The organism is bacterium, from assembly GCA_026129405.1.
Taxonomy (GTDB): domain Bacteria; phylum Desulfobacterota; class Binatia; order DP-6; family DP-6; genus JAHCID01.
The window spans coordinates 611,441-637,021 of sequence record JAHCID010000002.1 but is presented as its reverse complement, the minus strand read 5'-3'; the positions used below and the strand labels follow the sequence as shown (position 1 = coordinate 637,021).

22 protein-coding genes and 1 pseudogene are annotated in these 25,581 nt (G+C 73.2%); 9 read left to right on the top strand and 14 right to left on the bottom strand.

The features are described 5' to 3' along the window. Positions 1-39: 39 nt before the first annotated feature. Positions 40-891: an SDR family NAD(P)-dependent oxidoreductase gene (locus KIT14_11245; protein ID MCW5891110.1), complete on the bottom strand. Its 852-nt coding sequence runs from the start codon at positions 889-891 to the stop codon at positions 40-42. Then, complete coding sequence (locus KIT14_11240; GenBank protein ID MCW5891109.1) at positions 888-1,739, bottom strand: LLM class F420-dependent oxidoreductase; 852 nt, start codon at positions 1,737-1,739, stop codon at positions 888-890. Before KIT14_11240 ends, KIT14_11245 begins: the two co-directional genes overlap by 4 nt. Before the next feature lie 86 nt (positions 1,740-1,825). Between KIT14_11240 and tsaA the strand changes: the two genes are divergently transcribed. Further along, entirely contained in the window at positions 1,826-2,338 is a 513-nt protein-coding gene (gene tsaA / locus KIT14_11235; protein ID MCW5891108.1) for a tRNA (N6-threonylcarbamoyladenosine(37)-N6)-methyltransferase TrmO, read from the top strand. Between the two features lie 4 nt (positions 2,339-2,342). Here the strand turns inward: tsaA and KIT14_11230 are convergent, their stop codons facing one another. After that, a complete protein-coding gene (locus tag KIT14_11230; protein MCW5891107.1) occupies positions 2,343-2,960 on the bottom strand; it encodes a hypothetical protein in 618 nt (205 codons plus the stop codon). Positions 2,961-3,045: 85 nt separating this feature from the next. Between KIT14_11230 and KIT14_11225 the strand changes: the two genes are divergently transcribed. Both KIT14_11225 and KIT14_11220 read left to right on the top strand, forming a co-directional pair. Then, positions 3,046-4,755 (top strand): amidohydrolase family protein, encoded by a 1,710-nt coding sequence (locus tag KIT14_11225; GenBank protein ID MCW5891106.1) that lies wholly within the window; start codon positions 3,046-3,048, stop codon positions 4,753-4,755. Between the two features lie 144 nt (positions 4,756-4,899). Next, positions 4,900-6,405: a multicopper oxidase domain-containing protein gene (locus KIT14_11220; GenBank protein ID MCW5891105.1), complete on the top strand. Its 1,506-nt coding sequence runs from the start codon at positions 4,900-4,902 to the stop codon at positions 6,403-6,405. Between the two features lie 7 nt (positions 6,406-6,412). Here the strand turns inward: KIT14_11220 and KIT14_11215 are convergent, their stop codons facing one another. After that, complete coding sequence (locus KIT14_11215; protein MCW5891104.1) at positions 6,413-7,657, bottom strand: cytochrome P450; 1,245 nt, start codon at positions 7,655-7,657, stop codon at positions 6,413-6,415. Positions 7,658-7,775: 118 nt separating this feature from the next. Here KIT14_11215 and KIT14_11210 point away from each other — a divergent pair, with 118 nt between their 5' ends. Continuing rightward, positions 7,776-8,597 (top strand): outer membrane lipoprotein-sorting protein, encoded by an 822-nt coding sequence (locus KIT14_11210; GenBank protein ID MCW5891103.1) that lies wholly within the window; start codon positions 7,776-7,778, stop codon positions 8,595-8,597. An 11-nt stretch (positions 8,598-8,608) separates the two neighbouring features. On the opposite strand, the gene KIT14_11205 is transcribed toward KIT14_11210, so the two are convergent. The 6 genes and pseudogenes from KIT14_11205 to KIT14_11180 all read right to left on the bottom strand — a co-directional run bounded on the left by KIT14_11205 (position 8,609) and on the right by KIT14_11180 (position 18,580). Then, complete coding sequence (locus tag KIT14_11205; protein MCW5891102.1) at positions 8,609-9,154, bottom strand: hypothetical protein; 546 nt, start codon at positions 9,152-9,154, stop codon at positions 8,609-8,611. Positions 9,155-9,255: 101 nt separating this feature from the next. Beyond that, positions 9,256-9,477, bottom strand: a complete 222-nt coding sequence (locus KIT14_11200; protein ID MCW5891101.1) for a DUF3185 domain-containing protein — start codon at positions 9,475-9,477, stop codon at positions 9,256-9,258. A 251-nt stretch (positions 9,478-9,728) separates the two neighbouring features. After that, a complete protein-coding gene (locus tag KIT14_11195; GenBank protein ID MCW5891100.1) occupies positions 9,729-11,147 on the bottom strand; it encodes an MFS transporter in 1,419 nt (472 codons plus the stop codon). Between the two features lie 81 nt (positions 11,148-11,228). After that, complete coding sequence (gene treS / locus KIT14_11190; protein ID MCW5891099.1) at positions 11,229-14,609, bottom strand: maltose alpha-D-glucosyltransferase; 3,381 nt, start codon at positions 14,607-14,609, stop codon at positions 11,229-11,231. 13 nt (positions 14,610-14,622) lie between these two features. Further along, positions 14,623-16,664: pseudogene (locus tag KIT14_11185) on the bottom strand (alpha-1,4-glucan--maltose-1-phosphate maltosyltransferase). A gap of 41 nt (positions 16,665-16,705) precedes the next feature. Next, positions 16,706-18,580 (bottom strand): 4-alpha-glucanotransferase, encoded by a 1,875-nt coding sequence (locus KIT14_11180; GenBank protein MCW5891098.1) that lies wholly within the window; start codon positions 18,578-18,580, stop codon positions 16,706-16,708. 101 nt (positions 18,581-18,681) lie between these two features. Between KIT14_11180 and KIT14_11175 the strand changes: the two genes are divergently transcribed. From KIT14_11175 to KIT14_11165, 3 genes are read left to right on the top strand one after another with little or no spacing between them, the layout of a single operon-like run. Next, positions 18,682-20,424 (top strand): sulfatase, encoded by a 1,743-nt coding sequence (locus KIT14_11175; GenBank protein ID MCW5891097.1) that lies wholly within the window; start codon positions 18,682-18,684, stop codon positions 20,422-20,424. Between the two features lie 42 nt (positions 20,425-20,466). Then, positions 20,467-20,718, top strand: coding sequence for a hypothetical protein (locus KIT14_11170; GenBank protein ID MCW5891096.1), 252 nt, complete (start codon positions 20,467-20,469; stop codon positions 20,716-20,718). Further along, the gene (locus KIT14_11165; GenBank protein ID MCW5891095.1) at positions 20,700-21,155 is read left to right on the top strand and encodes a hypothetical protein; all 456 of its coding nucleotides are present in this window, start codon (positions 20,700-20,702) and stop codon (positions 21,153-21,155) included. Before KIT14_11170 ends, KIT14_11165 begins: the two co-directional genes overlap by 19 nt. A 58-nt stretch (positions 21,156-21,213) precedes the next feature. Here KIT14_11165 and KIT14_11160 read toward each other — a convergent pair whose 3' ends face one another. From KIT14_11160 to KIT14_11145, 4 genes are read right to left on the bottom strand one after another with little or no spacing between them, the layout of a single operon-like run. Continuing rightward, complete coding sequence (locus KIT14_11160) at positions 21,214-22,497, bottom strand: hypothetical protein (GenBank protein ID MCW5891094.1); 1,284 nt, start codon at positions 22,495-22,497, stop codon at positions 21,214-21,216. Between the two features lie 13 nt (positions 22,498-22,510). Next, a complete protein-coding gene (locus KIT14_11155; GenBank protein ID MCW5891093.1) occupies positions 22,511-22,864 on the bottom strand; it encodes a hypothetical protein in 354 nt (117 codons plus the stop codon). Between the two features lie 41 nt (positions 22,865-22,905). Next, positions 22,906-23,223: a SelT/SelW/SelH family protein gene (locus KIT14_11150; protein MCW5891092.1), complete on the bottom strand. Its 318-nt coding sequence runs from the start codon at positions 23,221-23,223 to the stop codon at positions 22,906-22,908. A gap of 18 nt (positions 23,224-23,241) precedes the next feature. Further along, on the bottom strand, positions 23,242-24,549 hold the full coding sequence (locus KIT14_11145; GenBank protein MCW5891091.1) for a radical SAM protein: 1,308 nt from the start codon (positions 24,547-24,549) through the stop codon (positions 23,242-23,244). 185 nt (positions 24,550-24,734) lie between these two features. Between KIT14_11145 and KIT14_11140 the strand changes: the two genes are divergently transcribed. Both KIT14_11140 and KIT14_11135 read left to right on the top strand, forming a co-directional pair. Then, on the top strand, positions 24,735-25,094 hold the full coding sequence (locus tag KIT14_11140; GenBank protein MCW5891090.1) for an antibiotic biosynthesis monooxygenase: 360 nt from the start codon (positions 24,735-24,737) through the stop codon (positions 25,092-25,094). 115 nt (positions 25,095-25,209) lie between these two features. Next, on the top strand, positions 25,210-25,566 hold the full coding sequence (locus tag KIT14_11135; protein ID MCW5891089.1) for a hypothetical protein: 357 nt from the start codon (positions 25,210-25,212) through the stop codon (positions 25,564-25,566). Positions 25,567-25,581: the final 15 nt, after the last annotated feature.

Here is a 25,581-nt window from a genome sequence, read left to right as displayed (position 1 = left end):
AAACGCCTCGGGCGACGTGCCGGAGCCGCGTCCCACCCGTCAGAGCCGGGCGAGCCGCGCGCTCTCGTCCCACAGCCGCCGCGCTGCCTCGGCGTCGCGCGCGTTGCGGCCGGGCTGCTTCGCCTTGCGGTCGGCGAAGTAGCCGCCGGTCGGGCCGGCCGCGGGATCGGCGCACAGCCACACCAGCGTCTCGGCGCCCTGCTCCGGCGTGCGACGGAAGCGCTCGACGAGCCGCGTGCCCCAGTTGAAGAAGCCCTCGGTGTTCTGCCCGAAGCGCGTCGCCACGTTGCCGGGATGGACGCACGTCGCGGTGACGCCGCTGTCGCCGAGGCGCCGGGCGAGCTCCTGCGTGAAGAGCAGGTTGCAGAGCTTGCTCGCCGCGTACGCGTGGAAGGGACGATAGCGCGCGCCGGGCTGCGTCCAGCCGAGGTCGAACCGCCCCGCCATGCGATGCGCGACCGAGCTCACCGTGACCACCCGCGCCGGCGCGCTCGCGCGCAGCCGGTCGAGGAGCAGGTTGGTCAGCAGGAACGGCGCGAGGTGGTTCACCGCGAAGCAGGTCTCGATGCCGTCGGCGGTCTCCTGGCGACGGTCCATCATGAGGCCGGCATTGTTGAGCAGGACGTGCAGCGGGCGCTCGCTGGCGAGGAACTCGGCAGCGACGCGGCGCACGTCGGCCTGCACCGCGAGGTCCCCGTAGAGGACGGCCGGCTGCGCCTGCGGCGCGACCGCGCGAATGCGGGCGATCGTCGCCTCGGCGCGCGCCGGGCTGCGCGCGACCAGCACGAGCCGCGCGCCCGCTTTCGCGAGCGCCGAAGCCGCCGCCTCGCCGATGCCGCTCGTTCCGCCGGTGACGAGGCAGGTCTTGCCTGCGATCGACCAGCCGTTCACGAGGCGCGCAGCTGCCCCACGAGCGGCGCGTAGCCGTCGAGCATCGGCAGGACCTCCTCGGGCTTGCCCGACGGCACCGCGAGGATGCCGCGCCTGAAGCCGAGGTCGCGGTAGCGCCGCAGCATGTCGAGGTCGCCCGGCGCCCAGAAGAGCGAGAGCTCGATCGACTCGGGATCGCGCCCCTTCGCCTTCGCCTTCTCGCGCAGCTCGGCGATCACGCCCGGGAGATCGCTCACCGCGAAGCCGATCGGCACCCAGCCGTCGCAGTAGTCGACGACGCGGTCGAGGCTCTTGCGCGATGCGCTGCCGAGGATGACCGGCGGGTGCGGCTTCTGCACCGGCTTCGGGTACGACCAGATCGGATCGAAGTCGACGAGCTCGCCGTGGTACTCGGCCGCCTCCTGCGTCCAGATCTGCTTCATCGCCAGCACGCGCTCGCGCAGGAGCTTCCAGCGGCGCTTCGGGTTCGTGCCGTGGTTCTCCATCTCCTCGACGTTCCACCCGCCGCCGATGCCGAAGAGGAAGCGGCCGCCGGAGAGGAGGTCGAGCGAGGCGACCGCCTTCGCCGTCGTGATCGGATCGCGTTCGACGAGGAGGCAGATGCCGGTCGCGACCTTGATGCGTGTCGTCGCCGCCGCCGCGGCCGTGAGCGCGACGAAGGGATCGTGGCTGTGCCAGTACTCCGGCGGCAGATCGCCGCCGGCGGGATACGGCGTCCTGCGGCTCGCCGGGATGTGCGTGTGCTCCGGGAACCACACCGACTCGAAGCCGCGCTCCTCGCAGGCGCGCGCGAAGTCGTCGGGGCGGATCGAGTAGTCGGTGGGGAAGATGACGACGCCGAGGTCCATGCGGGCTCCCTAGCGCGCGGCCGCGTCCAGCACCAGCCGCGCGGGTTGCACGCGGCCGGCACGCCGCGTAACGCCGTCGCCGCAGGATGCCGGACGCGCCGACCACGTTCGCGATGACCGTCATCGGCCACGCCCGCACGCCGTGGCCGCGCAAGGAGGACGCGCCGCACCAGCCGTCGGCGGCGCCCGATTCCGCCGGCGTGCTCGCGATCCTGCCCGCCTATCGCGAGGGCCTCGCCGACCTCGGCGCGTTCGGCCGCATCTGGGTGCTGTTCGCCTTCCACCACCACGGCGAGACCTTCGCGCTGCGCGTGAAGCCGCCGCGCGGCGGGCCGAAGCGGGGCGTCTTCGCGACACGCGCGCCGCACCGGCCGTCGCCGATCGGGCTCACGTCGGTCGAGCTCGTCGGCGTCGACGTGGCGGCCGGCCGCGTCGAGGTGCGCGGCGTCGACCTTCTCGACGGCACGCCGATCCTCGACCTGAAGCCCTACCTCCCGAACGTCGACGCGTGGCCCGACGCGGGGCACGGCTGGCTCGAGCCGTACCTCGCGGCGGGCATCGAGCCGCGGCTGAAGAAGCCCTATCGTCCGCCGCGCTGAGACGTCACCCGAACGCCCACGCGATCCCCGCCCGCACGCGCGCCGCGCGCGCCGCCTCGAAGGCGCGCTCGCCGCCGACGAGGAGCGCCGCGAAGATCGGCTCGACGTCGTGGGTGAACGCCGCATGGCAGCCGGCGCGGTCGAAGCCGGAGCGATACAGGCCCTCCTGCCAGCCGAGCGGATCTGGCGCGTCGGTGCGCTCGAAGTAGAGACGGGCGAGCCCGGACCAGAGCGCGACGCGCGCGTCGCGCGCCGCCGGCTCGAGCGCGGCGAGCCGTGCGCGCAGGGTACCGAGCGCGTGCCAGGTGCGGCGCAGGACGCGCCCGGCGAGCCAGGCGACCAGGCGCTCGCCGAGGCTCGTGTGGCCGGCGGCGCGCACGGCCAGGCGGTCCTCGTCGAGCGCGAGGGCCGCCCACTCGCCGGCGGCCTGCAGCACGTTGCCGCCGAGCTCGGGCAGCAGCTCGCGCCGCCAGATGCGCTCCAGCTCCTCGGGCGCGTACCCCGACTCCACGAGCACCGCGGCGATCGCGGGCAGCTGCCAGCGGGTCTCGGTGTCGAGGAACAGATCGGCCAGCGCCTCCCAGACCGCGCGCCGCCGCGCCAGCTCCGCCCCCTCCAGCACCGGGCGCACGCGATATGCTCGGGAGTCCGCCCGGTCAACGCGTCGCGGGTGGACAGCTCCGCCCGGCCCGCCCTACTCTCCCGCCATGCACGACCTCGTCGTCCGCAATGCCACCCTCGTCGACGGTACCGGCGCCGCCCCCGTGGAAGGCGACCTCGCCATCGACGGCGAGCGCATCAGCAGCGTCGGCGGCACCGCCGGCCGCGGCCGCGAGGAGATCGACGCCAGGGGCCTCGTCGTCGCGCCCGGCTGGGTCGACGTGCACACCCACTACGACGGCCAGGTGACGTGGGACCCGCTGCTGACGCCGTCGTCGTGGCACGGCGTGACGACGCTGGTGATGGGCAACTGCGGCGTCGGCTTCGCGCCCGCGCGCCCCGACAAGCACGACTGGCTGATCGCGCTGATGGAGGGCGTCGAGGACATCCCGGGCACGGCGCTCGCCGAGGGCATCACCTGGGAGTGGGAGGGCTTCCCGCAGTACCTCGACGCGCTCGACGGCAAGCCGCGCGTGCTCGACGTCGCCGCGCAGGTGCCGCACGGCGCGGTGCGCGCCTACGTCATGGGCGAGCGCGGGGCGAAGAACGAGCCCGCCACCGCCGACGACATCGCCGCGATGGCGGCGATCGTGCGCGAGGGCCTCGCCGCCGGCGCGCTCGGCTTCACGACCTCGCGCACGATGCTCCACCGCGCCAAGGACGGCGAGCCGGTGCCCGGCACCTTCGCGGGGCCCGACGAGCTGCTCGGCATCGGCCGCGCGCTGGGCCAGGTCGGCTACGGCGTGGTCGAGCTCGCGGCCGACCTCATGCCCGAGGACCCGGAGCTGGCCTGGATGGAGCAGCTGTCGACCGAGACCGGCTGCGCGGTCACCTTCGCGTGCCTGCAGAACGACATCGACCCGCAGCAGTGGCAGCGCCTGCTCGCCGCCGCCGACCGCGCCGCCGCGCGCGGCGCGCGGCTGGTGCCGCAGATCGCGGCGCGGCCGACGAGCCTGCTGCTCGGCCTCCAGGGCGACGTCCACCCGTTCGCGCGCCACACGGGCTATCGCGCGCTCGCGGGGCTGCCGCTCGCCGAGCGCGTGCAGCGCCTGCGCGACCCCGCCGTGCGCGCCGCCATCCTCGCCGAGCCGCCGCCGCAGGTGGATCCGATCGTCGCCTTCATCGCCGGCGCCTTCCACAAGATCTTCCCGCTCGGCGATCCGCCCGACTACGAGCCGGCCGCCGACCGCAGCGTCGCCGCGATCGCGCAGGCGCAGGGGAAGACGCCGCACGAGGTCGCCTACGACCTGCTGCTCGAGCGCGACGGCCGCGCCTTCCTCTACCTGCCGCTGCTCGGCTACTCGGGCTTCGACTTCGAGGCGATCCGCACCATGCTGCTGCACCCGCGCGCGGTGGTCGGCCTGGCCGACGGCGGCGCCCACTGCGGCGTCATCTGCGACGCGGGCACGCCGACGTTCCTGCTGACGCACTGGGTACGAGACCGCCGCCGCGGCGAGCGCCTCCCGCTCGAGTGGGTGGTGCGCCGCCAGACGTCGGAGACCGCGGCCCTCTACGGCCTCGCCGACCGCGGCCGCCTCGCGCCCGGCCTCCTCGCCGACGTGAACGTCATCGATCTCGACGCGCTGGCGCTCGACGTGCCCGAGATGGTCTACGACCTGCCCGCGCAGGGCCGCCGCCTGATCCAGCGCGCCCGCGGCTACCGGGCGACGATCACGCACGGCGCGGTCACCTTCCGCGACGGCCAGTCGACGGGCGCGCTGCCCGGACGCCTCCTGCGCGGGCCGCAGGCCGCCTGAGCCGTCGGCTCGGCGCCAGCTCCGCGTCTTTGTAGAGGAAACACGCAGCGTGTAGAGACCGCCTGCATCGGAGCGGAACGCAGGAGCGGCGACACGCCAGGCTCGCGACGGCACGGCCGCTAGGGCCACGAGAGGAGGACGTGCATGGACCGGAACCAGGAACGGCGGGGCCTGTCGCGACGCGGGCTGATGACCGCAGGCGCTGCGACCGCGCTGGCCGCACTCGGCACCCGGGCGACGGCGACCGCGATCGCGGCGACGCCGCCCACGGTCCCGCACCCGGCGACGCCGCAGTACGTGCTCCAGGTCGCCGCGACCACGCTCGACCCCGACGGCAAGGCGGCCGTCCCCGGCATCACGGTGAACGGCACCTACCCCGGACCCCTGATCCGCGCCCGCGAGGGCGACGTGCTGCGCCTCCAGGTGGAGAACCGGCTCGCGACGAGCCCCACGTCGATCCACTGGCACGGCCTCCTCGTCCCCGCCGGCATGGACGGCGTGCCGGTGGTCTCGAACGCGCCCATCGCCGCGGAGCGGGTCGCGATCTTCGAGTTCCCGCTGCGCCAGAGCGGCACCTACTGGTACCACTCGCACTTCGGCTTCCAGGAGCAGATCGGCCTCGCCGGCCCGCTCGTCATCGAGCCGCGCGACGAGTCGCTGCACGCCGACCACGACGCCGTCGTCATGCTGTCCGACTGGACGCACCAGTCGCCCGAGGCCCTCTTCGCGAAGCTGCGCGGCGACACGAAGCCCGCGGCGGGGACGGCAGGCATGGCGAAGCCCGGCGACATGGCGAAACCCGACGCCGCCGCGAAGCCCGCGGGCGGCGCGATGCAGATGGACGGCGGCGGCAAGCCCGATCTGTCCGACGTGCGCTACGACGCCTTCCTCCTGAACGGCCGCGCGGCCGACGATCCCTGGACGCTCGCCGCGCGCCCCGGCGAGACGATCCGCCTGCGGCTCATCAACGCCGGCACCTCGACGTACTTCCGCGTGCGGCTCGACGGCCACCCGCTGCGCATCACCCACGCCGACGGCCTGCCCGTCGAGCCGGTCACCGTCGACCACGTCTCCATGGGCATGGCCGAGTGCTACGACGCGGTCGTCACGCTCGCCGGCTCCGGCAGCTTCACGCTGCACGCCGTGGCCCAGGACGGCTCCGGCCAGGCGATCGGCGTCCTGCACACGCCCGACGCGCGGCCGACGCCGAACGCGGCCCTGCCCGCCTTCGACGGCCGCGCGCTCGCCTATGCCGACCTGCACTCCCCGATCCCCACGACGCTGCCGCCCGGCGATGCGCACCCGATCGCTCTGCCGCTCGGCGGCGACATGCAGCGCTACGTCTGGACGCTCGGCGGGCAGGCGTGGCCCGAGGCGGATCCGCTCGTCGTCCGCCAGGGCGAGCGCGTGCAGCTGACGCTCGAGAACCGCACCATGATGTGGCACCCGATGCACCTGCACGGCCACTTCTTCCGCGTGCTCCAGGGTGCGGGCGAGTATGCGCCGCTCAAGCACACCGCGAACGTGGCGCCGGGCGAGACGCTGCGCGTGGAGTTCACCGCCGACAACCCGGGCCGGTGGTTCTTCCACTGCCACAACCTCTACCACCTCGAGGGCGGCATGGCGCGGATGTTCGAGTACGCGGTCTGACCCGGCGTCAGCGCAGGCGGTAGCGGATCGGAACGCGCTTCGGGCCGCCGACGAACGTCGACTCGGTGTACTCCGGCTCGCCCGCGAGCTCGATCGACTCGACCCGCGCGAGCAGCTCCGTGAGGAACGCGCGCAGCTCCATGCGGGCGAGGTGCGCGCCGAGGCAGAAGTGGACGCCGAGCCCGAACGCGACGTGATCCGCGGCGTTCGGCCGGCGCACGTCGAAGCGCATCGGATCCGCGAACACCGCCTCGTCGCGGTTGCCCGAGAGATACGAGAGCAGGAGCGCGTCGCCCCTGGCGATGCGACGCCCGCCCACGACCGCCTCCTCCTGCGCGTAGCGCATGAAGTGACGGACGGGCGTCACCCAGCGGATCATCTCGTCGACGGCGTTCGGGACCAGCGACGGGTCGTCGCGGAGCGCGCGCAGCTGGTCGGGGTGCTCGAGTAGTGCGATGAGGCCGCCCGCCAGGGAGCTCGACGTCGTATCGTGCCCGGCGGTGGCGATGATGACGTAGTAGCTGATGGTCTGGAGGTCGCCGAGGGGCGCGCCGTCGATGGTGGCGTTGGCGATCGTGCTGGCGATGTCCTCCGTCGGCTGGGCGCGGCGCGCCGCGGTCATGGCGTTGAAGTAGGCGGCGAAGTCCATGAGGGTCGCGAGCATCGTCGCCTCGCGGTCGGGGCCGCCGAACTCCGGATCCTCCGCGCCGAACAGCTTCTGGGTGAGCTGGAGCATGCGCGGCTCGTCCGACTCCGGCACGCCGAGGAGGCTCATGATGACGTGCAGCGGGTAGTAGAGGGCGACGTCGGCGGCGAAGTCGCAGCGCTCGCCGAGCTGCGCCATGCGGTCGACGTAGCGCCGGGCGAGGTCCGTCACGGCGCCCTCCAGCGATTCGCGCAGGCTCGCCGGCTTGAAGCGGTCGTTGGTGATGCGGCGATAGGCGCGGTGCTCGGCGCCGTCCATGTGGATCAGCGTCTTCAGCTCGGCACCCACGGCCTGCGCCCGCTCGAGTGCGCCGCGCGTGCGCAGCACCGAGTCGGTGGTGTTCCAGAAGCGGTCGTGCTGGCGCTCGACGTCGACGATGTCGGCGTGCCGGGTGAGCGCCCAGAACGGGGCGTACTCCTCGGACTCGACCCGGGGGATCGGGCTCTCGCGCCGCAGCCGCGCGGCGGCCTCGTGCCACGCCGCCGGCCGCGCGTAGGCGCGGGGGTCGATGAAGATACGGCCGGGGTCGTCGAGCCAGGGGTTCATGGGTGCTCCTTCGCCGCGACGGGCGGCCTCTCGCCTCTACTGCGGCCGTGAATCGGCGTGCAACGCGGCCGCGCGTGCTTGCCTGGAGGAGGCGGATGCGCGAGGGCGGTGCCTCACCATGCCGCGCAACCGCTTCCTCACCCTCGTCGTCCTGCTCGCCGGCGCGCTCGGCGCGGTCCCGCTCCGGGCGGCCGACGAAGACCCCTGGGCCATTCTCGAGAACGCCAGGAGCCTCGCCCGCGGCCCCCGACGCTGGAGCGCGCGGCAGGCGGTGCTGACGCTGTCCACGACGGACACCGCGGAAGCGCCCCCGGCACCGACGCGCATCGCACTCTTCCAGCGGCGCAACGGCGACGACGAGGAGACCGCCGCCTTCGTTCGCGAGCCGGCGGCGCTGGCCGGGCACGCGCTGCTGCTGCACGCCCACGGCGCACGCCCGAGCGAGGCCTGGCGCTTCGATCCGGCACGCGGCCCCGCCGAGGCCGTCGCCGGTGAGACGCTCGACGCGGCGGTCGCCGGCACCCCGCTCACGTTTCGCGACCTCGACCTGCTCGCCCGCATGTGGAGCTGGACGCCGGCCGACGCGGACGCCACGTTGCGCGGCCGGGAGAACATCGACCTCGAGGCCGCGTGGGCGATCGAGCTGGCGCCGAAGTCGCCCGACGTCCGCTATCGCCGCATCGTCGTCTGGATCGGCGCCCACGACGCGATCGTGCGCGAGATCCACCTCGTCGGCACGGGCACGCTGCCCGACCGACGCATCCGCATGACGCGCATCCGCGACGAGGGCGCCGTGCCCTGGATCGAGACGCTGGAGATCGAGGCCCGCGCCCCGCGGCGCACCACGCGCATCGACGTGACCGACGTCCGCTTCAACGCCGCAGTGCCGGCGGAGACGTTCACCCCCGCCGGCCTCGCCCGCGGCGAGCCGGGCTCGTGAGGCCCTTCGGGTCAGCGGGCGCTGGCGGTGGCCCCGGCCGGCTGCCAGTTCTCGACCAGCGTCTGGGCCACGAACTGCGACGCCGAGAGCGACGCCTCGAGGCTGGAGCGCGGCTGGTCGGTGGGCACCTGCCAGCCGGTGCGCGTGATCGTCCACAGCGTGCGACCGTCGCCGCCGTCGACGAGCGACGCGGTGAGGTCGACCGTGACCGTCGAGTAGTCCGCGGTGTACGGCTCCCAGCGCTTCAGGTCGACGCGCAGCGCCGGCGCGCTGCCGCTCGCGCCGGTGACGACCGTGAACCCGCGCCGCGCCAGCGCCTTGCGGAGGTCGCCGGCGAGGATGTCGGGGAGCGTCGAGCGCTTCTCGCCGAGAAGGCCGGAGAGGAGTCCGCGGTCGTCGATCACCAGCTCCTGTCCGGTCTGGTTCACCGGCGTGTCGACGGCGATCCGGGCCACCCCCGCGGGTCCCGGGGGCGGCGGCGCGACCGGCGTACAGGCCCCGAGCACCACGGCGGTGAGTGCAGCGGTGAGGGCCAGAGCCGGACGCGACCTCGTCATCGTGTCGCCTTAGGCGGAACGCGCATGCGACGCAACCGCAGAGCGGCGATGCACGACGGTCCGCCGCGCTCGACGCGGCGACGCCGTCGCGTCGCCTCTGCTCAGCGCGAGCGGCTGCCGACGAGGACCAGCGCCACGCCGCCCGCGAGCGCGAGCGCACCCGCGATGGGCGGGATCGGCAGGCTGTGCCGCTCCTCCTTCTTGGCCTCGATCGGGCCGAGGTCGACGATGGTCTTCTCGGTCTCCCAGCTGATGCCCCGCACGACGAGGCCCGCGATCCCGAGGACGATGAGAAGGACGCCGATGATCGTGGCTGCTTTCATGCCGGCCGGACGGAGCAACGCGCGTGCCGCCGGCCAGGGCCCAAAACCCCCCAGGCGCAAGGTCCCGGCGTGCGGCGCCCGACCGGATCGCCTTGTAATTTCTGGATTGCGACGGCACGGCGTTCCGTCGCAGGGAACGCCCGCGGGGCTGCGGCGAGACGGGACCCGGCCTGCCGGCGGCGCACGCGCCCACGCCGAGGGAGCGCTCTTCAGCCGCTCGCCGCGCTACCGGAGGCGGCCTGCCGCCGGCCTTAGGAGCCGCGGGCGGCGAGGCGCCGCAGGTTCTCCTCGTGCCCCGCCCGGCTGATCCGGTAGCGGGAGAGGAACGCGAGCGCGCACCCGTAGAGCACGACCAGGGTGGGGGCGAAGATGATCCCGAGCCGCTCGACGATCACGGGATCGACCGCATCCGGCTTGGCGTCGGCCGGGAAGCCGATCGCGCGCAGCAGGAGCGTCGAAACGAAGATGCCGATGCCCGACACCGTCTTCTGCACGAACGTGTTGGCCGCGAAGAAGAGGCCCTCGGAGCGGCGTCCGGTGGAGAGCTCGCTCTCCTCGACGATGTCCGCGATCATCGACGCCGTCACGATGCTCGACATGATGATCAAGGTGACGATGATCGTGTTGAACAGGAGCAGCAGGAGGAGCAGCAGCGCCGACGGATCGGGCGGCAGCAGCCCGAAGAGGCGGAGCGCGATCGGCAGCGGCCCCACCACGATCGCGGCGAGCGAGATGCGGATCGCCGCGGGCTTCTTGCCGAACCGCGACGACACGCGCGGCGCCAGCGCCAGCGCGATCGCCGCCGAGACGAAGTTGCCCAGCGCCAGCACCGTGATCTGGTCCGAGGTCAGGCGCCAGAAATAGGTGTTGAAGTAGATGTTGAGGGCGGCGCTGAGCCCGCCCGCCATCGCGGCGAACACGTTCGCCCCGAAGAGGACGAGGAAGTTGCGGTTGTGCAGCGACTCGCGCAGCTCCGCGAGCCACCCGCGCAGCCCGAGCGCGCGCGCCGGCGGCGGCGACTTCAGGTGCGGGATGTACCCGTGGGTGCCGATGGACGAGAGGAGGATCGCGGCCAGCATGACGATCGCCGCGACCACGCCGTACCCGCGATAGCCGTCGGGGTTGAGCTGGCCGATGGGATGCTGCGCGTCGGGCTGCAGGTAGACGGCGTAGGCGACGATCGCCATCGTGAGGCCGCCCCACCAGCCGAAGAAGAACCGCAGGCCGAGGACCTGCGTGCGCTCGTCGTAGCGCTGCGTCAGCTCGGCCGCGAGCGCCGTGCTCGGCACCTCGTAGAACGTGAGGCAGGTGCGCACGACGATCGCGAGCACCAGCAGCCAGACGAACAGCCCCTCGTGCGACAGCCCCGGCGGCGGGTTCCACAGGAGCACGTAGGACACCGCGATCGGCAGCGCGGAGGCGTACATGAACGGGTGGCGGCGGCCCCAGCGCGAGTGCAGGTGGTCGGACCAGTGGCCGACCACGGGGTCGCTCAGCGCGTCGGCCACCAGCGCCAGCATGAGGGCGAGGCCGACCCAGGCCTCGGGCAACCCGAGCACCTGGTTGTAGTAGAGCAGCAGGAAGAACGAGAACCCGTTGTCCTTGACCCCGAAGGCGACGGCGCCGAGGCCATAGAACAGCTTGGTGGACCGACCGGGGGCGGGGCGCATGCGCGGCGCGGGACCCTAGTCGGGGCGGATGCGGCTGTCGAGCCTGAGACGGCCGATCGACCCGCCGCGGGGCCCAGACGGTCACCCGGCCTGGTCGAGCAGGTCGAGGACGCCGCGCAGCGGGATGCCGACCCACCCCGGCCGGTTGTCGAGCTCGTAGCCCAGCTCGTAGACGACCTTCTCCATCGTCAGGACGTCGAGGAGGAGACGCCGGTCGTCGCGGGTGCGCGGCAGGAGCGGCGAGGCGCCCATGTCGTGCAGGTAGGCGCGCAGGAAGGCCGAGCTCACCCAGCGCGACCAGAAGGCGCCCCAGCGCTCCAGGCGGGGAACGTCGCCGGGCTTCAGGATGCCCCGGGTCCGCAGGCTGTCGAGGGCGCCGTGGACCGCGTAGTCGAACGAGCGCAGCATCCCGGCGACGTCGCGGAGCGGCGAGCGCTTCAGCCGGCGTTCGCCCAGCGGTCGCGCCGGCTCGCCCTCGAAGTCGATGAAGACGAAGTCGGTGCCCGAGCGCAGCACCTGGCCCAGGTGGAGGTCGCCGTGGCAGCGGATGCGCTGGCCGCCCAGACCGCGGCCGACGATGCCGCGGCAGATCTCGAGCACCTTCCCGTCCGTCGCGAGCAGCCGTCCCGCCGCCTCGGCCGCCGCCGGCGGCAGCGTCGCCAGGCGGTCGCCCAGCTTGCGGAACACCTGCCCGACGAGGTTGCGCAGCGACTGGTAGAGGCTGCGCTGGTAGAGCAGGCCGTACGGCTCGGGCGCGAAGGCCGGGTCGTCGGTCCTGCGGCCGAGCGCCTGATGGAGCGCCGCCAGGCGGAAGCCGAGCGCGCGCGCCACCTCGAGGTAGGCGCCGAGCAGCTCCATCACGAGCGCCGGCGGATCCTCGTCGGCGAGCGCGACGGTGCCCGCCGCAGGCACGGGCACCGCCTCGGCCGCCTCGGCCCGCAGCAGCGCCGTCTCGAGGAAGTGCTCGACCTGATCGAGGGTGGACTTCCAGAGATCGCCCTCGTTCGGCACCCAGCCCTGCACCACGGCCAGCGTGATCGGCTCGCCCTTGGGCCGACGATACTCGATGGCGCCGGCGAGCGGCGCGACGTTCGGGAACCGCGCCTGCTCCGTGAGGTAGCGACCCACCTCGAGCTCCGGGTTGCTGCCGTCCGACAAGCGGCGGAACAGCTTCAGCATGAGCCGGTCGCCGAAGCGCACCGAGGTGTTGCTCTGCTCCGCACCGAGCGCGGTGGGCGGCGGCAGCGTCGCGGGATCGCCGCGCAACGCCCCGAACTGGCGCGTGGTCGAGCCCACGAGCCTCCCCACCTGCCCCTGCAGCTTGCGCCGGCGCGCGATCAGATCGAGCAGCAGGCGGTCGACGGCGGGATCGTCGGCGGCGTCGACGCACACGCCCGCGCTCCGCTCGCCGCCGGCGTCGACCTCGAGGTCGACGAGCACCCGCGCGGGCCGGTCGTGGCGCAGCTTGGCGGCGCGATCGCCGGTGGCGAAGACGAGCGGCAGCGCATAGAGCGCCGGGTCGCCCTGCACGGGCGTCACCCGGGCGACGACGATCCAGGTGCCCACGTCGCCGTTCGGCACCGGGATCGCGTCGACGAGCGCGACCGCCTTCACGCCGCTGCTCTTCGCGCCGTACCAGCGCTGCGACGGCAGCACCATCGCGAGCGCCGCCTCGAGCGCCGGACGCTCCTCGCCCCGCAGCAGCGCCGTCCAGTCGCCGCTCACGTGGATCGCCGGCCGCGGCGGGCCGCCCGGCGCGGCCACGGCGGCCGGCCGCGTGTCGGGCACCAGCCCGAACCAGTAGAACGCGTGCGGCCCGAGCGTCAGGAGATACGGCAGCTCGCCGATGCGTGGGAACGCATGCTGGCCGAACAGCTCGATCGGCACCGCGCCGGCGTACTTCGCGAGATCGAGCTCGACGTACTGCACGAAGCGCGACAGGTTCGCGACCACGAGGATCGTCTCACCCTCGAACTGCCGCAGCAGGACGAGCACGCGCGGGTTGCTCGGCTGGAGGAACTCGATCGTGCCGCGGCTGAACGCCTGGTGCCGCCGGCGCAGGCCGATGAGGCGCCGCATCCACAGGAGGAGCGAGTGCAGGTTCTCCTGCTGCGCCTCCACGTTGACGCTCTCGTAGTGGTAGGCGGGATCGATGATGATCGGCAGGTGCAGCTTCTGCGGGTTGGCGCGCGAGAAGCCCGCGTTGCGGTCGGCGCTCCACTGCATCGGCGTCCGCACGCCGTTGCGGTCGCCGAGGTAGATGTTGTCGCCCATGCCGATCTCGTCGCCGTAGTAGAGGACGGGCGTCCCCGGTAGCGAGAAGAGCAGCGCGTTCATCAGCTCCATGCGCTTGCGGTCGTTGCCGAGGAGCGGCGCGAGGCGGCGCCGGATGCCGAGGTTGATGCGGGCGCGCGCGTCGAACGCGTAGACGCGGTACATGTAGTCGCGCTCCTCGTCGGTCACCATCTCGAGCGTCAGCTCGTCGTGGTTGCGCAGGAAGAGCGCCCACTGGCACGTATCCGGGATCGCGGGCGTCTGCTGGAGGATGTCGATGATCGGGAAGCGGTCCTCCATGTGCAGGCTCATGAAGAGCCGCGGCATGACCGGGAAGTGGAAGCACATGTGACATTCGTCGCCGGCGCCGAAGTAGGCGACGGCGTCCTCGGGCCACTGGTTCGCCTCGGCGAGCAGCATGCGGCCGCCGTACTTGCGGTCGACGTGGCGGCGCAGGTCGCGCAGGACCGCGTGCGTCTCGGGCAGGTTCTCGCAGTTCGTCCCCTCGCGCTCGACGAGGTACGGAATCGCGTCGAGCCGCATGCCGTCGACGCCCAGGTCGAGCCAGAAATCGAGCGCGACGAGCACGGCGCGACGCACCGCGGGACTGTCGAAGTTGAGATCGGGCTGGTGCGCGTAGAAGCGATGCCAGTAGTAGGCCTTCGCGACCGGGTCCCAGGTCCAGTTCGAGGGCTCGAAGTCCTTGAAGATGACGCGCGCGTCCTGCCAGCGCTCGGGCGTGTCGCTCCACACGTAGAAGTCACGGTGCGCGCTCCCCGGCGGCGCGTGCCGCGCGCGCTGGAACCAGGCGTGCTGGTCCGACGTGTGGTTGATGACCAGCTCGGTGACCACGCGCAGGCCGCGCCGGTGCGCCTCGCGCAGGAAGATCTTGAAGTCCTCGAGCGTACCGAAATCGGGGTGCACCGAGGTGTAGTCGGCGATGTCGTAGCCGTCGTCGCGCAGCGGCGACGGGTAGAACGGCAGCAGCCACAGCGCCGTGACGCCGAGGTCGCGCAGGTAGTCGAGCCGTGTGGTGAGACCGCGGAAGTCGCCGATGCCGTCGGCGTCGCTGTCCTGGAAGGCGCCGACGCGCAGCTCGTAGATGACCGCGTCTTTGTACCAGAGCGGATCGGCGGCCGAAGGGGCCGGGCGCTTCCGCGGTGCAGGGCGGCGGGAGGTGGACGGCATGCGCGACGCGGTCTCAGAGCCAGTAGTCGAAGTCGCGCTCGGTGCGCACGTGCTGGTGGACGCGGAAGACGTGCGCCGGCAGCCCGCGCGGATCGAGCGCGACGAAGTTGCGTCCGCCCTGCCACAGATAGCGCCCACCGCCCAGCAGGTCCTCCACCTGATAGGTGCGGTCGCCGGCGATGCCGAGCCCGGCGAGCGGCAGGTCGAGCCAGCCGGACTGCGGATGGTGCGGGTCGAGCGTCACCACGACGATCACCTGATTCGACCCGTCGGGCGTCGCCCGCACGTAGGCGAGGAGCGCGTCGTTGTCGGTGGGCACGAAGCGCAGCCCGCGCAGGTGCCGGAAGGCCGGATTCTCGCGCCGGATGCGGTTCACCAGCGTGACCAGCGGCCGCAGGCTGTGCGACGCCGCGAGGTCCCAGTGCCGCAGCTCGAACTTCTCCGAGTCCTGGTACTCCTCGGTGCCGGGCAGCGCGCGCGCCTCGGCCAGCTCGAACGGCGGCCCGTAGATGCCGAAGCTGCCCGCGAGCGTGGCTGCGAGCACGAGGCGGATCGCGTGCGCGCCGCGCCCGCCGGTCTGGAGGTACTCGTGCAGGATGTCGGGGGTGTTCGCGAACAGGTTCGGCCGCATGTACTCGCGCACCGGCGTCTGCGTCAGCTCGGTGAGATACGCGACCAGCTCGGCGCGCGTGTTGCGCCACGTGAAGTAGGTGTACGACTGCGAGAAGCCGACCTTCGCGAGATGGCGCATGACCGCCGGGCGCGTGAACGCCTCGGAGAGGAAGATCGTCTCGGGATGCCGCTCGCGCACCGCCGCGATCAGCCACTCCCAGAACGCGAACGGCTTGGTGTGCGGGTTGTCGACGCGGAACACGGTGACGCCGCGCGAGATCCAGAAGAGCACGACGTCGCGCAGCGCCGCCCACAGCGTCGTCCACGCCGTCCCCTCGAAGTCGAACGGGACGATGTCCTGGTACTTCTTGGGCGGGTTCTCGGCGTACTGGATGGTGCCGTCGGGGCGGTGGCGGAACCACTCGGGGCGCTCCGCGACCCAGGGATGGTCGGGCGCGCACTGGAACGCGAGGTCGAGCGCGATCTCCAGCCCGAGCTCCTTCGCGCGCGCGACCAGCGCGTCGAAGTCGTCGAGCGTGCCCAGCTCGAGATGGACGGCGGTGTGGCCGCCGGCCGGGCTGCCGATGGCCCACGGGCTGCCGGGATCGTCGGCCCCGGCGACCAGCGTGTTGTTGCGGCCCTTGCGGTGGCGGAGCCCGATCGGGTGGATCGGCGGCAGATAGACGACGTCGAAGCCCATCTCGGCGACGTACGGCAGGCGGGCAGCGAGGTCGCGGAGCGTGCCGTGCCGCCCCGGCTCCGGCGACGCCCCGCGCGGGAAGCACTCGTACCAGGCGCCGAACGCGGCGAGGGGCGGCTCGACCACGAGCGGCAGCGCGACGCCGAGCGCGGCCGCGCCGGCGCGGTCGGGATGCCGTGCCATGGTCGCGGCCAGCGCCGGCGACAGCGCCGCCTCGGCGCAGGCCGCGCTCGCTGCCGCCGCAGGGCGCCGGCCTGGGCCGTGAGCCAGCCGGCGTCGGCGCCCTCGGCGTGCGCCGCGGCCGCGCGCAGCAGCGCCACCCCCTCGCGCAGCTCGACGTCGACGCCCTGCCCCGCCTCCGCCTTGCGGGCGAGCCCGCGCCGCCAGGTCGCGAAGCGATCGATCCACGCCTCGACGTCGTACTCCCAGCGTCCGAGGGCGTCGGGCACGAAGCGGCCGACCCAGCGGTCGTCGCGCTCCGGCGCGAACGCGACGCTGCGCCACGTGGGCGCGCCGGCCGGGCGATAGAGAAGCCGCGCCGCGAGCAGGTCGTGGCCCTCCGCGACGATCGTCGCCACCACGTCGACCGGCTCGCCGACGACACGCGACACCGCATGGCGCCCGCCATCGACCTGCGGCTGGACGTCGGCGATGACGACGCGGGACGGCGGCGCGGGGCCCGCGTCCGGCACCGGCGCGGCGGCGGAGGCGGCGGCACCCGATCGGGTCGGTTCGAACCCCATCGGCACCGGCACCCTAGCAGCATTCACACCCGACGGAATCCTCAGAATGCACCCGCGCGCCACGCCGCCGCCTCGACGTCGAGCGCGGCCGCGAGCGCGGTCGCGGCCGGGTGCCGCGCGCGCACCGCCAGCGCGAGGCTGGCGGGAAGGTTCAGGGCCGCGTCGTCGCCGAGCCGCCGGCGCAGGCGCGCCGCCCAGTCCGACGGCAGGCGCAGCGACCAGTTCTCCGCCGCCGTGGTCCCCGGCGTGTTGTAGACCTCGGCGAGCCCGAACGCGTCGGCGAAGAAGACGAGCACGTGCTGCGCGCGGCTCGCGAAGAGGTCGGCGAAGTGCGCGCTCACGAGCCGGGTCGGATGCGCGGCGAGGTCCGCCGCGAGCGCCGCCTGCGCGCCCGGATCGGGCGCCAGCCGCCAGGCGAGATAGGCGGCGCGTTCGCGAACGTCGGTCCACTGCGGGGCGCGCCGCCAGATGGGCGGGGTGTCGTGCGTGCCGACCATCACCCAATCGGCGGGCGCGGCGTGCTCGGCGCGATACACGTCGGTGGGATCGTCGAGGCGCGCCTTCTGGGTCACACGGAAGCGCCCGAGCCCGAGCCGCTCGAGCACCCGCCGCAGCGGATAGGGACAGGTGCTCAGCACCTCGCAGGCGAGCGCGTCGGCACCGCGGCCGTGGCGGTGCGCCGCTGCGGTGAGCTCGAGGGCGAGCCAGGCGTAGCGCTCGACCTGCGCGGGCTCGAGCTCCGTGACCCAGTCGTCGGCCCAGCGCGGCACCGCCGGATCCCGCGTCAGCTGCTCGCGCCGAGCGATCGCGAAGCGCGCGAGCGACGGATGGTCGGGCAGATCGGGCGCGTCGCGCAGCCGCGCGCCGGCGCGCACGGCGGCGTGCACGTCGCCGGCGTCGGGGCGATAGACCCACGGGCAGACGAGACCCTGCGGATGGTCGATGCGGACGCCGTCGTAGTCGGCGAACATACGCTCGGCACGCGCCGCGACGAAGGCGGCGACGGCCTCGGGCCGTCCCGGATCGAGGACGGGATAGCCCCACGGCTGTCCCTCGGGGGTCGTGCGGCTCGGCGGCGCACCGAGCGCGTAGCCGGAGAGGAACAGGGCGCGATAGGCCCAGGCGTCGTGCTCCGACGGACCGACCTGCATGTCGCCCCACACCCGCATCCCGAGCTCGGCGAGCCGGACGCGCAGGGCCGCGTGCTGCGCCGCCGCGGCCCATTGGCCGAAGGCCCAGCGGGCGACGGTCGCCGCGTGGGTGCGGCGCAGGACGGCCCGGTGCGCGGCCGCCTCCGGCAGGTCGAGCCAGAGGTCGCGCTCGGCGTCGGGCCAGGCGCGCCACGAGGCACCGGCGTGCGCCGCCTGGAGGGCTTCGTAGAGCGCGTCGCGCTCGAGCCAGCTCGCATGCGTGCGGGCGAAGGCGTCGACCTCGGCGTGCACCGCCCGTGCGCGCGCGTCGCCGGCGGCGGCCCGCGCGCCGAGCGCGGCCCAGGCGAGGTCGAGGGCGGCGCCGTGCGCACGCCGGGCGTAGGCATAGGCGAGGCGATCCGGCGCCGCCCGCGGCCGCTGTGCGACGAGGGCGTCCACGACCTGCGGCTCCAGCAACCCCACGGCGACCAGCCACCCCGGCGCGACGCCCATGCGGCTGCGCGAGAAGAGCGTGCCGTCGTAGGGCGACGCGTTCACGTCCGAGGTCTCGCCCTGCGGGCCGAGCTGGATGCCGGTGAAGCCGAGACGGCGGACCCGGGCGAGGAAGTCGGCCGCACCGTGCGAGCCGCTCGTGCCGACCCCGGTGTCCTCGTCGGGCCGGCTGGGGAAGCAGCGGTCGGGGACGGCGAGCAGCAGTGTATCGACGTCGAGGAGGCGCAAGGCGTCTGCGACGGCAGGTGCGGGGCCGGCGGCGGCGCGGGTCATACGGGGCTCCGCTCGGGGCGTCGCATCGGCGGCAGGATGCAGCGCGGAGGGGCGACGGCTCAAGCGTGCTCCCGTGTGCCGCTTCGACTACACTCGGTGCGGTGTCGTTGCTCGTCCTGCTCCTGTTCGTCGCGGCGTGCGCGTCGCCGCCCCCGCCGCCCCCGCCGCCGCTGATCGCGATCGGCACGACGCCCGAGCGGCTCGGCGCCTTCGCGGATGGGCGGCAGCAGCTCAGCGTCGCCCTCGGCATCGAGACACGCCCCGTGCTCGACCCCGCCGTCGCGACGCAGAGCTTCCGCTTCGCCGCCGTGCCGCACGCGAGCGTGCTGGCGCTCGGCCTCGGCGTCGAGCCGACGGGCGCCCCGGCCGCGTGGCGGGCCGAGGTCGTGCTGACGCGGGCCGACGACACGAGCACGACGCTGCTCGACGAGACGCTCGAGGCCACGCCGCAGCGCTGGAACGACCGGCGCCTCGAGCTCGCGGCCGGCGAGCTCAGCGACGCCACGATCACGCTGCGGGCGACGCCGCAGGGCGAGCCCGTCCCGGACGGGCGGCGCCTGGTGTGGGCCGAGCCGCTGCTGCTGCCGCGCGTCCCCGCCGCCAGGCCGTCCGTGATCCTGGTCTCGCTCGACACCCTGCGCACGGATCACGTCGGGCCGCGCCCCGACGGGCGGCCGAGCCTCACGCCGCAGCTCGACGCGCTCGGCGCCGCGTCGACGGTGTTCGCGCACGCCTATGCGCCGTCGACGTGGACGCTCCCGTCGCACACGGCGCTCCTCTGGGGACGGCACGCGACGATCCTCGATCGCGCGCGGGCCGACTTGAAGCGGCCGCTCACCGAGGCGGTCGGCCCGGTCGCGTCGCTGGCGGAGTCCTTCCGCGACGCCGGCTTCGTCACCGCGGCCTTCACGGGCGGCGGCTGGATGTCGCCGAAGATGGGCCTGCGTCCCGGGGTCGGCTTCGCCAGCGGCTTCGATCGCTTCGTCGCGTATCCGGTTCCGACCGCCCATCCCGGCCAGTGCGTCCCGGCCCGCTTCGACGGCGACGCGGTGTTCCACTGGGCGACCGCCTGGATCCGCGAGTACGCCGCCGATCCGTTCTTCCTCTTCATCCACACCTACGAGCCGCACGACCGCTGCCCCTTCGTCGCTCCCGGCCGTCTCGACTTCGACGACATCGCGACGCAGCCGGAGCGCGTGCGCGCGCTGCGCACCTACTACGACACGCTCGTCGGCCGCACCGATGCGCTGGTGGGACGGCTGCGCGAAACGCTCGCCGCCTCCGGCCTCGACGACCGTACGGTGCTCGCGATCACCTCGGACCACGGCGAGGCCTTCTTCGAACACGGCGTCGGGGGACACGGCTGCACGGTGGCGCCCTGGGACGAGCTCGCCCGCGTGCCGCTCCTCGTCCACCGGCCGGGCGGCGCGCCGGCACGCGTCGATGCGCCGGTCGCGCTCGTGCAGGTGGCGCCCACGCTGCGGGCCCTCGCCGGCGTCGACGGCCCGCCCGCCGACGGTCCGCCCCTGCCGGGCCTGGACATTCCCGGCGGCACCGCGCCGGCGCTCGTGCACACCGGCTGCGGCGAGCACCTGGCCGTCCGCGCCGGTCCCCACAAGCTCATGACCACCCGCAGCAACACCGAGCCCGACCGCCTCTACGACCTCGTCGCCGACCCGGGGGAACGCGACGACCTCGCCCCGAGCCGGCCCGATACGGCGCGGGCGCTGCGCGCGGCCGCCGACGCCTACTGGGAGAGCGGCGGCCCGCCGGCCGACGACGAGGTCCCGGACGTCGACCCGACCCTGCGCGAGCAGCTGCGCGCCCTGGGCTACGCCTCGTAGGGCTCGCCCAAGCACCCGCCGTCTCCTGCCGACATTCCGGCCATGCGCCTCCGCCTCGCGGTCGCCGTGGCTCTCGTCGTCGGCCTCGCCGGCAGCGCCGTCGCGGCGCCACGCCGCGTGATCCTGCTGCGTCATGGCGAGAAGAACGGCGGCTTCGCGCCGTCGGCCGTGGGACAGCTGCGGGCCGAGGCCCTGGTCCACCAGTTCCTCGGCCAGGGCGCCGCCATGTCGCTCTTCCGGCCGCGCGAGCGGCCGGCGGGATCCTCAGCATCACGTTGCACACGATCGAGCTGATCTCGCCGGTCGCCGAATCGTGGAGCCTGCCGCAGACGAGCTTCAGCGTGGTCCCGGCGACGCAGGCCGGCACGCTCGACGACGTGGACCTCAACCGTCGCACGCAGGAGGCCCACCGCCACCTCATGCGCAGCCGTGCCTATCGCGGCAAGACGGTGATCGTCTGCTGGGAGCACGAGCACATCGCGGACGCGAAGCTCGAGGCCGAGTACCCCGGCGAGCGTGTCACCTGGCGCCAGCTGCTCGAGCTCGACCGCCTGCCCGACGGCATGGGCGAGCTCGTCCCGACGACCTGGCCCGACGACAACTACGACTACTTCTGGATCGTCACCTTCGACGCCAAAGGTCGACCGAAGACCTTCGAGTCGAAGCTCCAGGCGTTCACGGCGCCGTGGAACGACGTGCCGCAGAATCCCTGGGGCGAGCCGGAGCAGTAGGCCGCGCCGGCCCCCTCACGCCGCCGCGCGACCGTGAGGGCGGCGGACGGCGGCGGCGTCAGGCGCCCGCCGGACGGCGCTCGAGCTCGTCCAGCCACGCCTCCACGCGGCGCACGTCGGTGAGGCTGCGGAACGGGCGCGGCCCGGCCATGGGCGGATCGTCGAGCCCGCCGGGGAAGAGCGGGCGGGTCTCGACGAGGGCGTCGAGGTCGGGCTCGTCGAAGCCCATGCCCTCGCGGTGGAGCGGCTGCGCGCGGCGCTGGAGCGCCGCGGTGAGCGCATGGCCGACGCGGAAGATCAGCAGGAGCGGCGCGCTCGCCAGCACGCCGCGGGCGCGGCCGAGCTCGCCGCCGGCGAGGTACTCGAGGCCGAGCGAGAGCGTGTCGCGGGCGCGGGCGGCGACCGCACGCACCGTCTCGACGTCGGCCGGATCGACGCGATCGGCGGCGAGGACGCGGTTCACCAGCGCGACGAGCATCTGCGCGAGCGGTCCGAGGAGCTTCGGATCGTCGATGCCCGCGAGCACGCGTCCGAGGAACGAGTCCTCGCCCAGGGGCTCGCCGAGGGGCAGCGGCAGCGCCTCGGGCTCGCCGCTCTCCACCGCCTCCGCCGCCGGCGGCGCGCCCTCGACGCGAACGCGGCTGGGGTCGATCCAACGGTAGACCTCGAGCGCCTGGTGGTAGTCGACGAAGCCGAGGTCGGCCATGCGGCCCGAGCGCCAGCGGAAGGCGTCCTCCTCCATCTCGGCGTCGACGCCCCACTTCGCGTCCTGGAGGACGCGGCGCGCGAGGTCGGGATCGCCCTTGTAGAGCCGCTCGAGCACGCGCTCGAGCGTGCGCGCCGCCTCGGCGTGCGAGGTGACGAGCTCGACGAGAAACGTGCCGTCGGGGCTCGGCCACACGGGGTGCCGCAGATGCGGGTCGGGCGCTTCGTCGAGCGTGCGGTCGTGGACGACGGCGTAGCGCGCGATCGTCAGCGCGACGAGCTCGTCGTCGAGCCCGCGCACGGCGGCGGCGAGCCGCACCGGATCGAGCTCGTCGAGGACGTGCAGCCAGGCGAGCGCGCGCGCCGGGCGAACCCGGTCGCGATCCCAGACGTCGAAGTCGAGGCAGCCGCGGATCTGCTCCGGCGTGGCCAGACGCAGCAGATCGAGCGCGTCCTCGGGCCCCACGCTGCGCACGAGGTAGTACAGCTCCTCGACGCCGAGCTGCGGCACGATCGCTGCGGCGGACGCATCGCCGAGCAGCGCCTCGAGCCGCTTGCGCGGCTGGCGCGAGCGCGCGACGAGCGCACGCCAGCGGCTGAGCGCGACGACGTCGCTCCCGGTCCGGTCCTCGGTCATCGAGGGCGCGCCGTCAGCGCTTGCGAGCGGCCGCCTGGGTCGCGCGCGCCTCGGGCGAGCGGACCTCGCGCTGTCGCTGGCGGGTGAGGTTGCTGTTCGGCTTGGCGCGGTTCTTCGCGCGCCGCGACGACTTCCGCGACGGGCGGCCCGTGGCCGAGTCCTCGAGCGCGTAGGTCGCTTTCTTGGCGGCATGCGTGGAGCGGTTGCGCGCCGCGGTGCTGCCGGCGCCCACCTTGCGATCGCTGGCGCTGACGCCCGGCTTCGCGGTGTCGACCGGCATGTCGCGCCGCTTGCGCTTCGGCTGCTTCGGCTTGTCCGGCTTCGCCCGCTCCTGCTCCCATCGATGCCGCTCGGCCTTCGTCGCCATGGGTTGGGATTAAACGCACGGCGCCTGGGGCGCAAGGCAGGTCAGCGCTCGCTGTGGCCGAGGTCGCGCCCGGGCGCGATGCGGTCGCGGACGCGCTGCTTCACGTCCTTCGGCTCGGGGAAGCGACCCGCGTCGGCCCGCGACCAGACGAGCTCGCCGTCGAGGCGCACCTCGAAGACGCCGCCGCGGCCCGGGCGCAACGTCACCGCGGCCAGCTCCGCGTCGAACGTGGTCAGCAGCTCCTGCGCCAGCCAGGCCGCGCGCAGCAGCCAGCGACACTGCGTGCAGTAGGTGATCTCGACGTGGCCGCGCCGGCCGGCGTCGCCGGACGCGGAAGCGGGCGGCGACGGGTCGGCCATGCGCGGCGCGCGCCGGGATCAGGCGTTGGCGGCCCGCTGCGGATCGCGGGCCGGCTTCGCGGCCGTCGCGGCGGGGGCGGGGATCGCGGGCTTCGCGGCGCCGTTGGCGTGGCCGTTGGCGTGCCCGTTGGTGGCGCCGCAGCCCGCCAGCTCGGCGCGCGGCTCGGCCTTCTGCCCCGTCAGCGCGCGCCACATCTTGCGCATCTTGAGGCTCGACCACTCCTTCAGCACCGCCGGCATCATCAGCGGGTTGAACAGGATGTTCACCGTGAGGAAGCACTCGTACGTGCAGAAGCACTTCGACTCGCGGATGAACTTCCGCGTCGCGTCCGCCGCGGGGCTGAACCAGATCCGCTTGAAGTCGTAGTCCGCCTCGCGCACGTTCCCGAGCTTGCGGTCGATCAGCAGCTCGCACGGATACACGTCGCCGTTCGCGAACAGCGCCCCGCCGAGGTTCCCGGCGTAGCACGGAATCTGGTACGTGTTCTCGCGCGCGATCTTCGCAATCAGATTGTGCCGCACGATCCGCTTCGCGTTGATGAAGTCCGCGAACGGGAAGTGGTCGTAGCCGCTCAGTGACCCCGACTTGTACTCCCGCTCCATGTGGTCCGCGTACGCCTGGTACTTCTCGACGTCGAAGAACTTCGCCAGCGGCTCCTTCGGCGACCCGCGCGTGAGCAGCGTGAAGACCGTGTCGACGTCGAGGTGCGTGCGGAACCACTCGTAGTTCTCGATCAGCACGTCCTCGTTGTGCTTGGAGACCGTCGTCTCCACCTGCACCGAGAAGTTCTTGTAGTGCTTCTCGAGCTCGCGCAGCGCCTTGTAGGTCTCGATCGAGCGCTTGAAGAGGCCCGGGAAGACGCGGATCTCGTCGTGCAGCTCGCCCACCCCGTCGAGCGAGATGTCGATGTGCAGGTCGAGGTCCGGGCAGCTCTCCACCAGGTCCTTCACGATCGCCACCGTGCGCGCCGTGGTCGAGCCGTTCGACGGGATGCCGACGTTCCGCACCCCGGTGTTCTTGTGCCAAATCTTGACGATCTCGCCGATGTCCTTGCGCAGGAACGGCTCGCCCCCCGTCGGCAAGAGGAACATCAGGCTGCCCTTGCCGTAGCTGGCGGTGATCTTCTCGAGCTCCTCGAGCGACAGCTCCTGCTTGCGGTACGTCATCGACGGCTCTTCCCACCCCGGGTGGGCGCCGTCCGCCAGCAGGCAGTGCTTGCACTTCGCGTTGCAGGCGTCGGTGATGAACTGCACCAGGTACACGGGAAGCTCGCCCTTCTTGCGGAACATCTTCTTCCCGTGCTGCAGGTAGTCGAGGTAACCCATCTACGCTCCTTCGGCGTGGGCGCCGCCCACCGGGGGTCGAGCCTCCACGGGTAGCGGCCGGGTGGCTGCGGAGTCAAGTTAGAGTTTGCGCCAGCACGGCGATTTTCCAGGATTCGCCCCGCGCACCTGCGCGGTTCGGGCCGCGCTTGCCGAGGACCATCCGGATTCGTGTAGAAGGCGGCCCCATGGTGGTCGTGACGAACCGCATCCCGGTGGCGAAGGGGCACGAGATCGACTTCGAGGATCGCTTCCGCAAGCGGGTCCACCTGGTCGACCAGGCCCCGGGCTTCGTGCGCAACGAGGTGCATCGGCCGAAGCCGGTGCGCTTCGGCCACGAGCAGGGCGGCTGGATCGACGACCCGGACGCGCAGGGCTTCTACGAGGTGAAGACGTGGTGGCGGACGTTCGAGGACTTCGTCGCCTGGACGCAGAGCCCCGCCTTCGCCGAGGCGCACTCGAGCCGACCGCCGAAGGAGATGTTCGCAGGGCCGAACGTGCTGGAGGTGCACGAGCTCCTCACGAGCACGGACCTCGACCTCGGCTGATCGCTCCGCCCTGCGGACGTCCGGCCGCCGGTCTCGACGCGGGGTCCCTCACGTGCGACATCCCACCTTCCCGCGGCGGGACACGGAGTCCCGCCCGAGTGAAGGAGGAGAGAGCATGCGGAAGACGACCTGGGTCGGCGCGGCCCTGCTGCTGAGCGGCCTCGCCGCGAGCAGCGCCCTCGCAATCGGCGACGACACCGCCATCGGCGACCTGGCCGCGCGCGACAAGTCGATCGCGGCGACGAAGATCGTGTGCGAGGACTTCCTCGTCCTGAGCGAGCAGCGTCAGGCGGCGGTGGCCTGGTTCATCGAGGGCTACTCGCGCAACGGCAAGGTCGAGGAGGAGGAGGTCGGCGAGGCCGAGCTCGATCGTCCGGTCGCCGAGCTGGTCGAGGCCTGCAAGAAGCAGCCGAAGGAGTCGGTCTTCTCGGTGCTCAAGAAGGACTGGAAGAAGGCCGAGAAGAAGATGTAACGCCGCGGTCGCCGG

What these genes read in the sequence shown, in the direction of transcription:
- KIT14_11240 (MCW5891109.1), bottom strand. Translation starts at nt 1,739, where the DNA reads ATGGACCTCGGCGTCGTCATCTTCCCCACCGACTACTCGATCCGCCCC.
- tsaA (MCW5891108.1), top strand. Translation starts at nt 1,826, where the DNA reads ATGCCGGACGCGCCGACCACGTTCGCGATGACCGTCATCGGCCACGCC.
- KIT14_11225 (MCW5891106.1), top strand. Translation starts at nt 3,046, where the DNA reads ATGCACGACCTCGTCGTCCGCAATGCCACCCTCGTCGACGGTACCGGC.
- KIT14_11220 (MCW5891105.1), top strand. Translation starts at nt 4,900, where the DNA reads ATGGACCGGAACCAGGAACGGCGGGGCCTGTCGCGACGCGGGCTGATG.
- KIT14_11215 (MCW5891104.1), bottom strand. Translation starts at nt 7,657, where the DNA reads ATGAACCCCTGGCTCGACGACCCCGGCCGTATCTTCATCGACCCCCGC.
- KIT14_11210 (MCW5891103.1), top strand. Translation starts at nt 7,776, where the DNA reads ATGCCGCGCAACCGCTTCCTCACCCTCGTCGTCCTGCTCGCCGGCGCG.
- KIT14_11205 (MCW5891102.1), bottom strand. Translation starts at nt 9,154, where the DNA reads ATGACGAGGTCGCGTCCGGCTCTGGCCCTCACCGCTGCACTCACCGCC.
- KIT14_11200 (MCW5891101.1), bottom strand. Translation starts at nt 9,477, where the DNA reads ATGAAAGCAGCCACGATCATCGGCGTCCTTCTCATCGTCCTCGGGATC.
- KIT14_11195 (MCW5891100.1), bottom strand. Translation starts at nt 11,147, where the DNA reads ATGCGCCCCGCCCCCGGTCGGTCCACCAAGCTGTTCTATGGCCTCGGC.
- treS (MCW5891099.1), bottom strand. Translation starts at nt 14,609, where the DNA reads ATGCCGTCCACCTCCCGCCGCCCTGCACCGCGGAAGCGCCCGGCCCCT.
- KIT14_11180 (MCW5891098.1), bottom strand. Translation starts at nt 18,580, where the DNA reads ATGACCCGCGCCGCCGCCGGCCCCGCACCTGCCGTCGCAGACGCCTTG.
- KIT14_11170 (MCW5891096.1), top strand. Translation starts at nt 20,467, where the DNA reads ATGCGCCTCCGCCTCGCGGTCGCCGTGGCTCTCGTCGTCGGCCTCGCC.
- KIT14_11160 (MCW5891094.1), bottom strand. Translation starts at nt 22,497, where the DNA reads ATGACCGAGGACCGGACCGGGAGCGACGTCGTCGCGCTCAGCCGCTGG.
- KIT14_11155 (MCW5891093.1), bottom strand. Translation starts at nt 22,864, where the DNA reads ATGGCGACGAAGGCCGAGCGGCATCGATGGGAGCAGGAGCGGGCGAAG.
- KIT14_11150 (MCW5891092.1), bottom strand. Translation starts at nt 23,223, where the DNA reads ATGGCCGACCCGTCGCCGCCCGCTTCCGCGTCCGGCGACGCCGGCCGG.
- KIT14_11145 (MCW5891091.1), bottom strand. Translation starts at nt 24,549, where the DNA reads ATGGGTTACCTCGACTACCTGCAGCACGGGAAGAAGATGTTCCGCAAG.
- KIT14_11140 (MCW5891090.1), top strand. Translation starts at nt 24,735, where the DNA reads ATGGTGGTCGTGACGAACCGCATCCCGGTGGCGAAGGGGCACGAGATC.
- KIT14_11135 (MCW5891089.1), top strand. Translation starts at nt 25,210, where the DNA reads ATGCGGAAGACGACCTGGGTCGGCGCGGCCCTGCTGCTGAGCGGCCTC.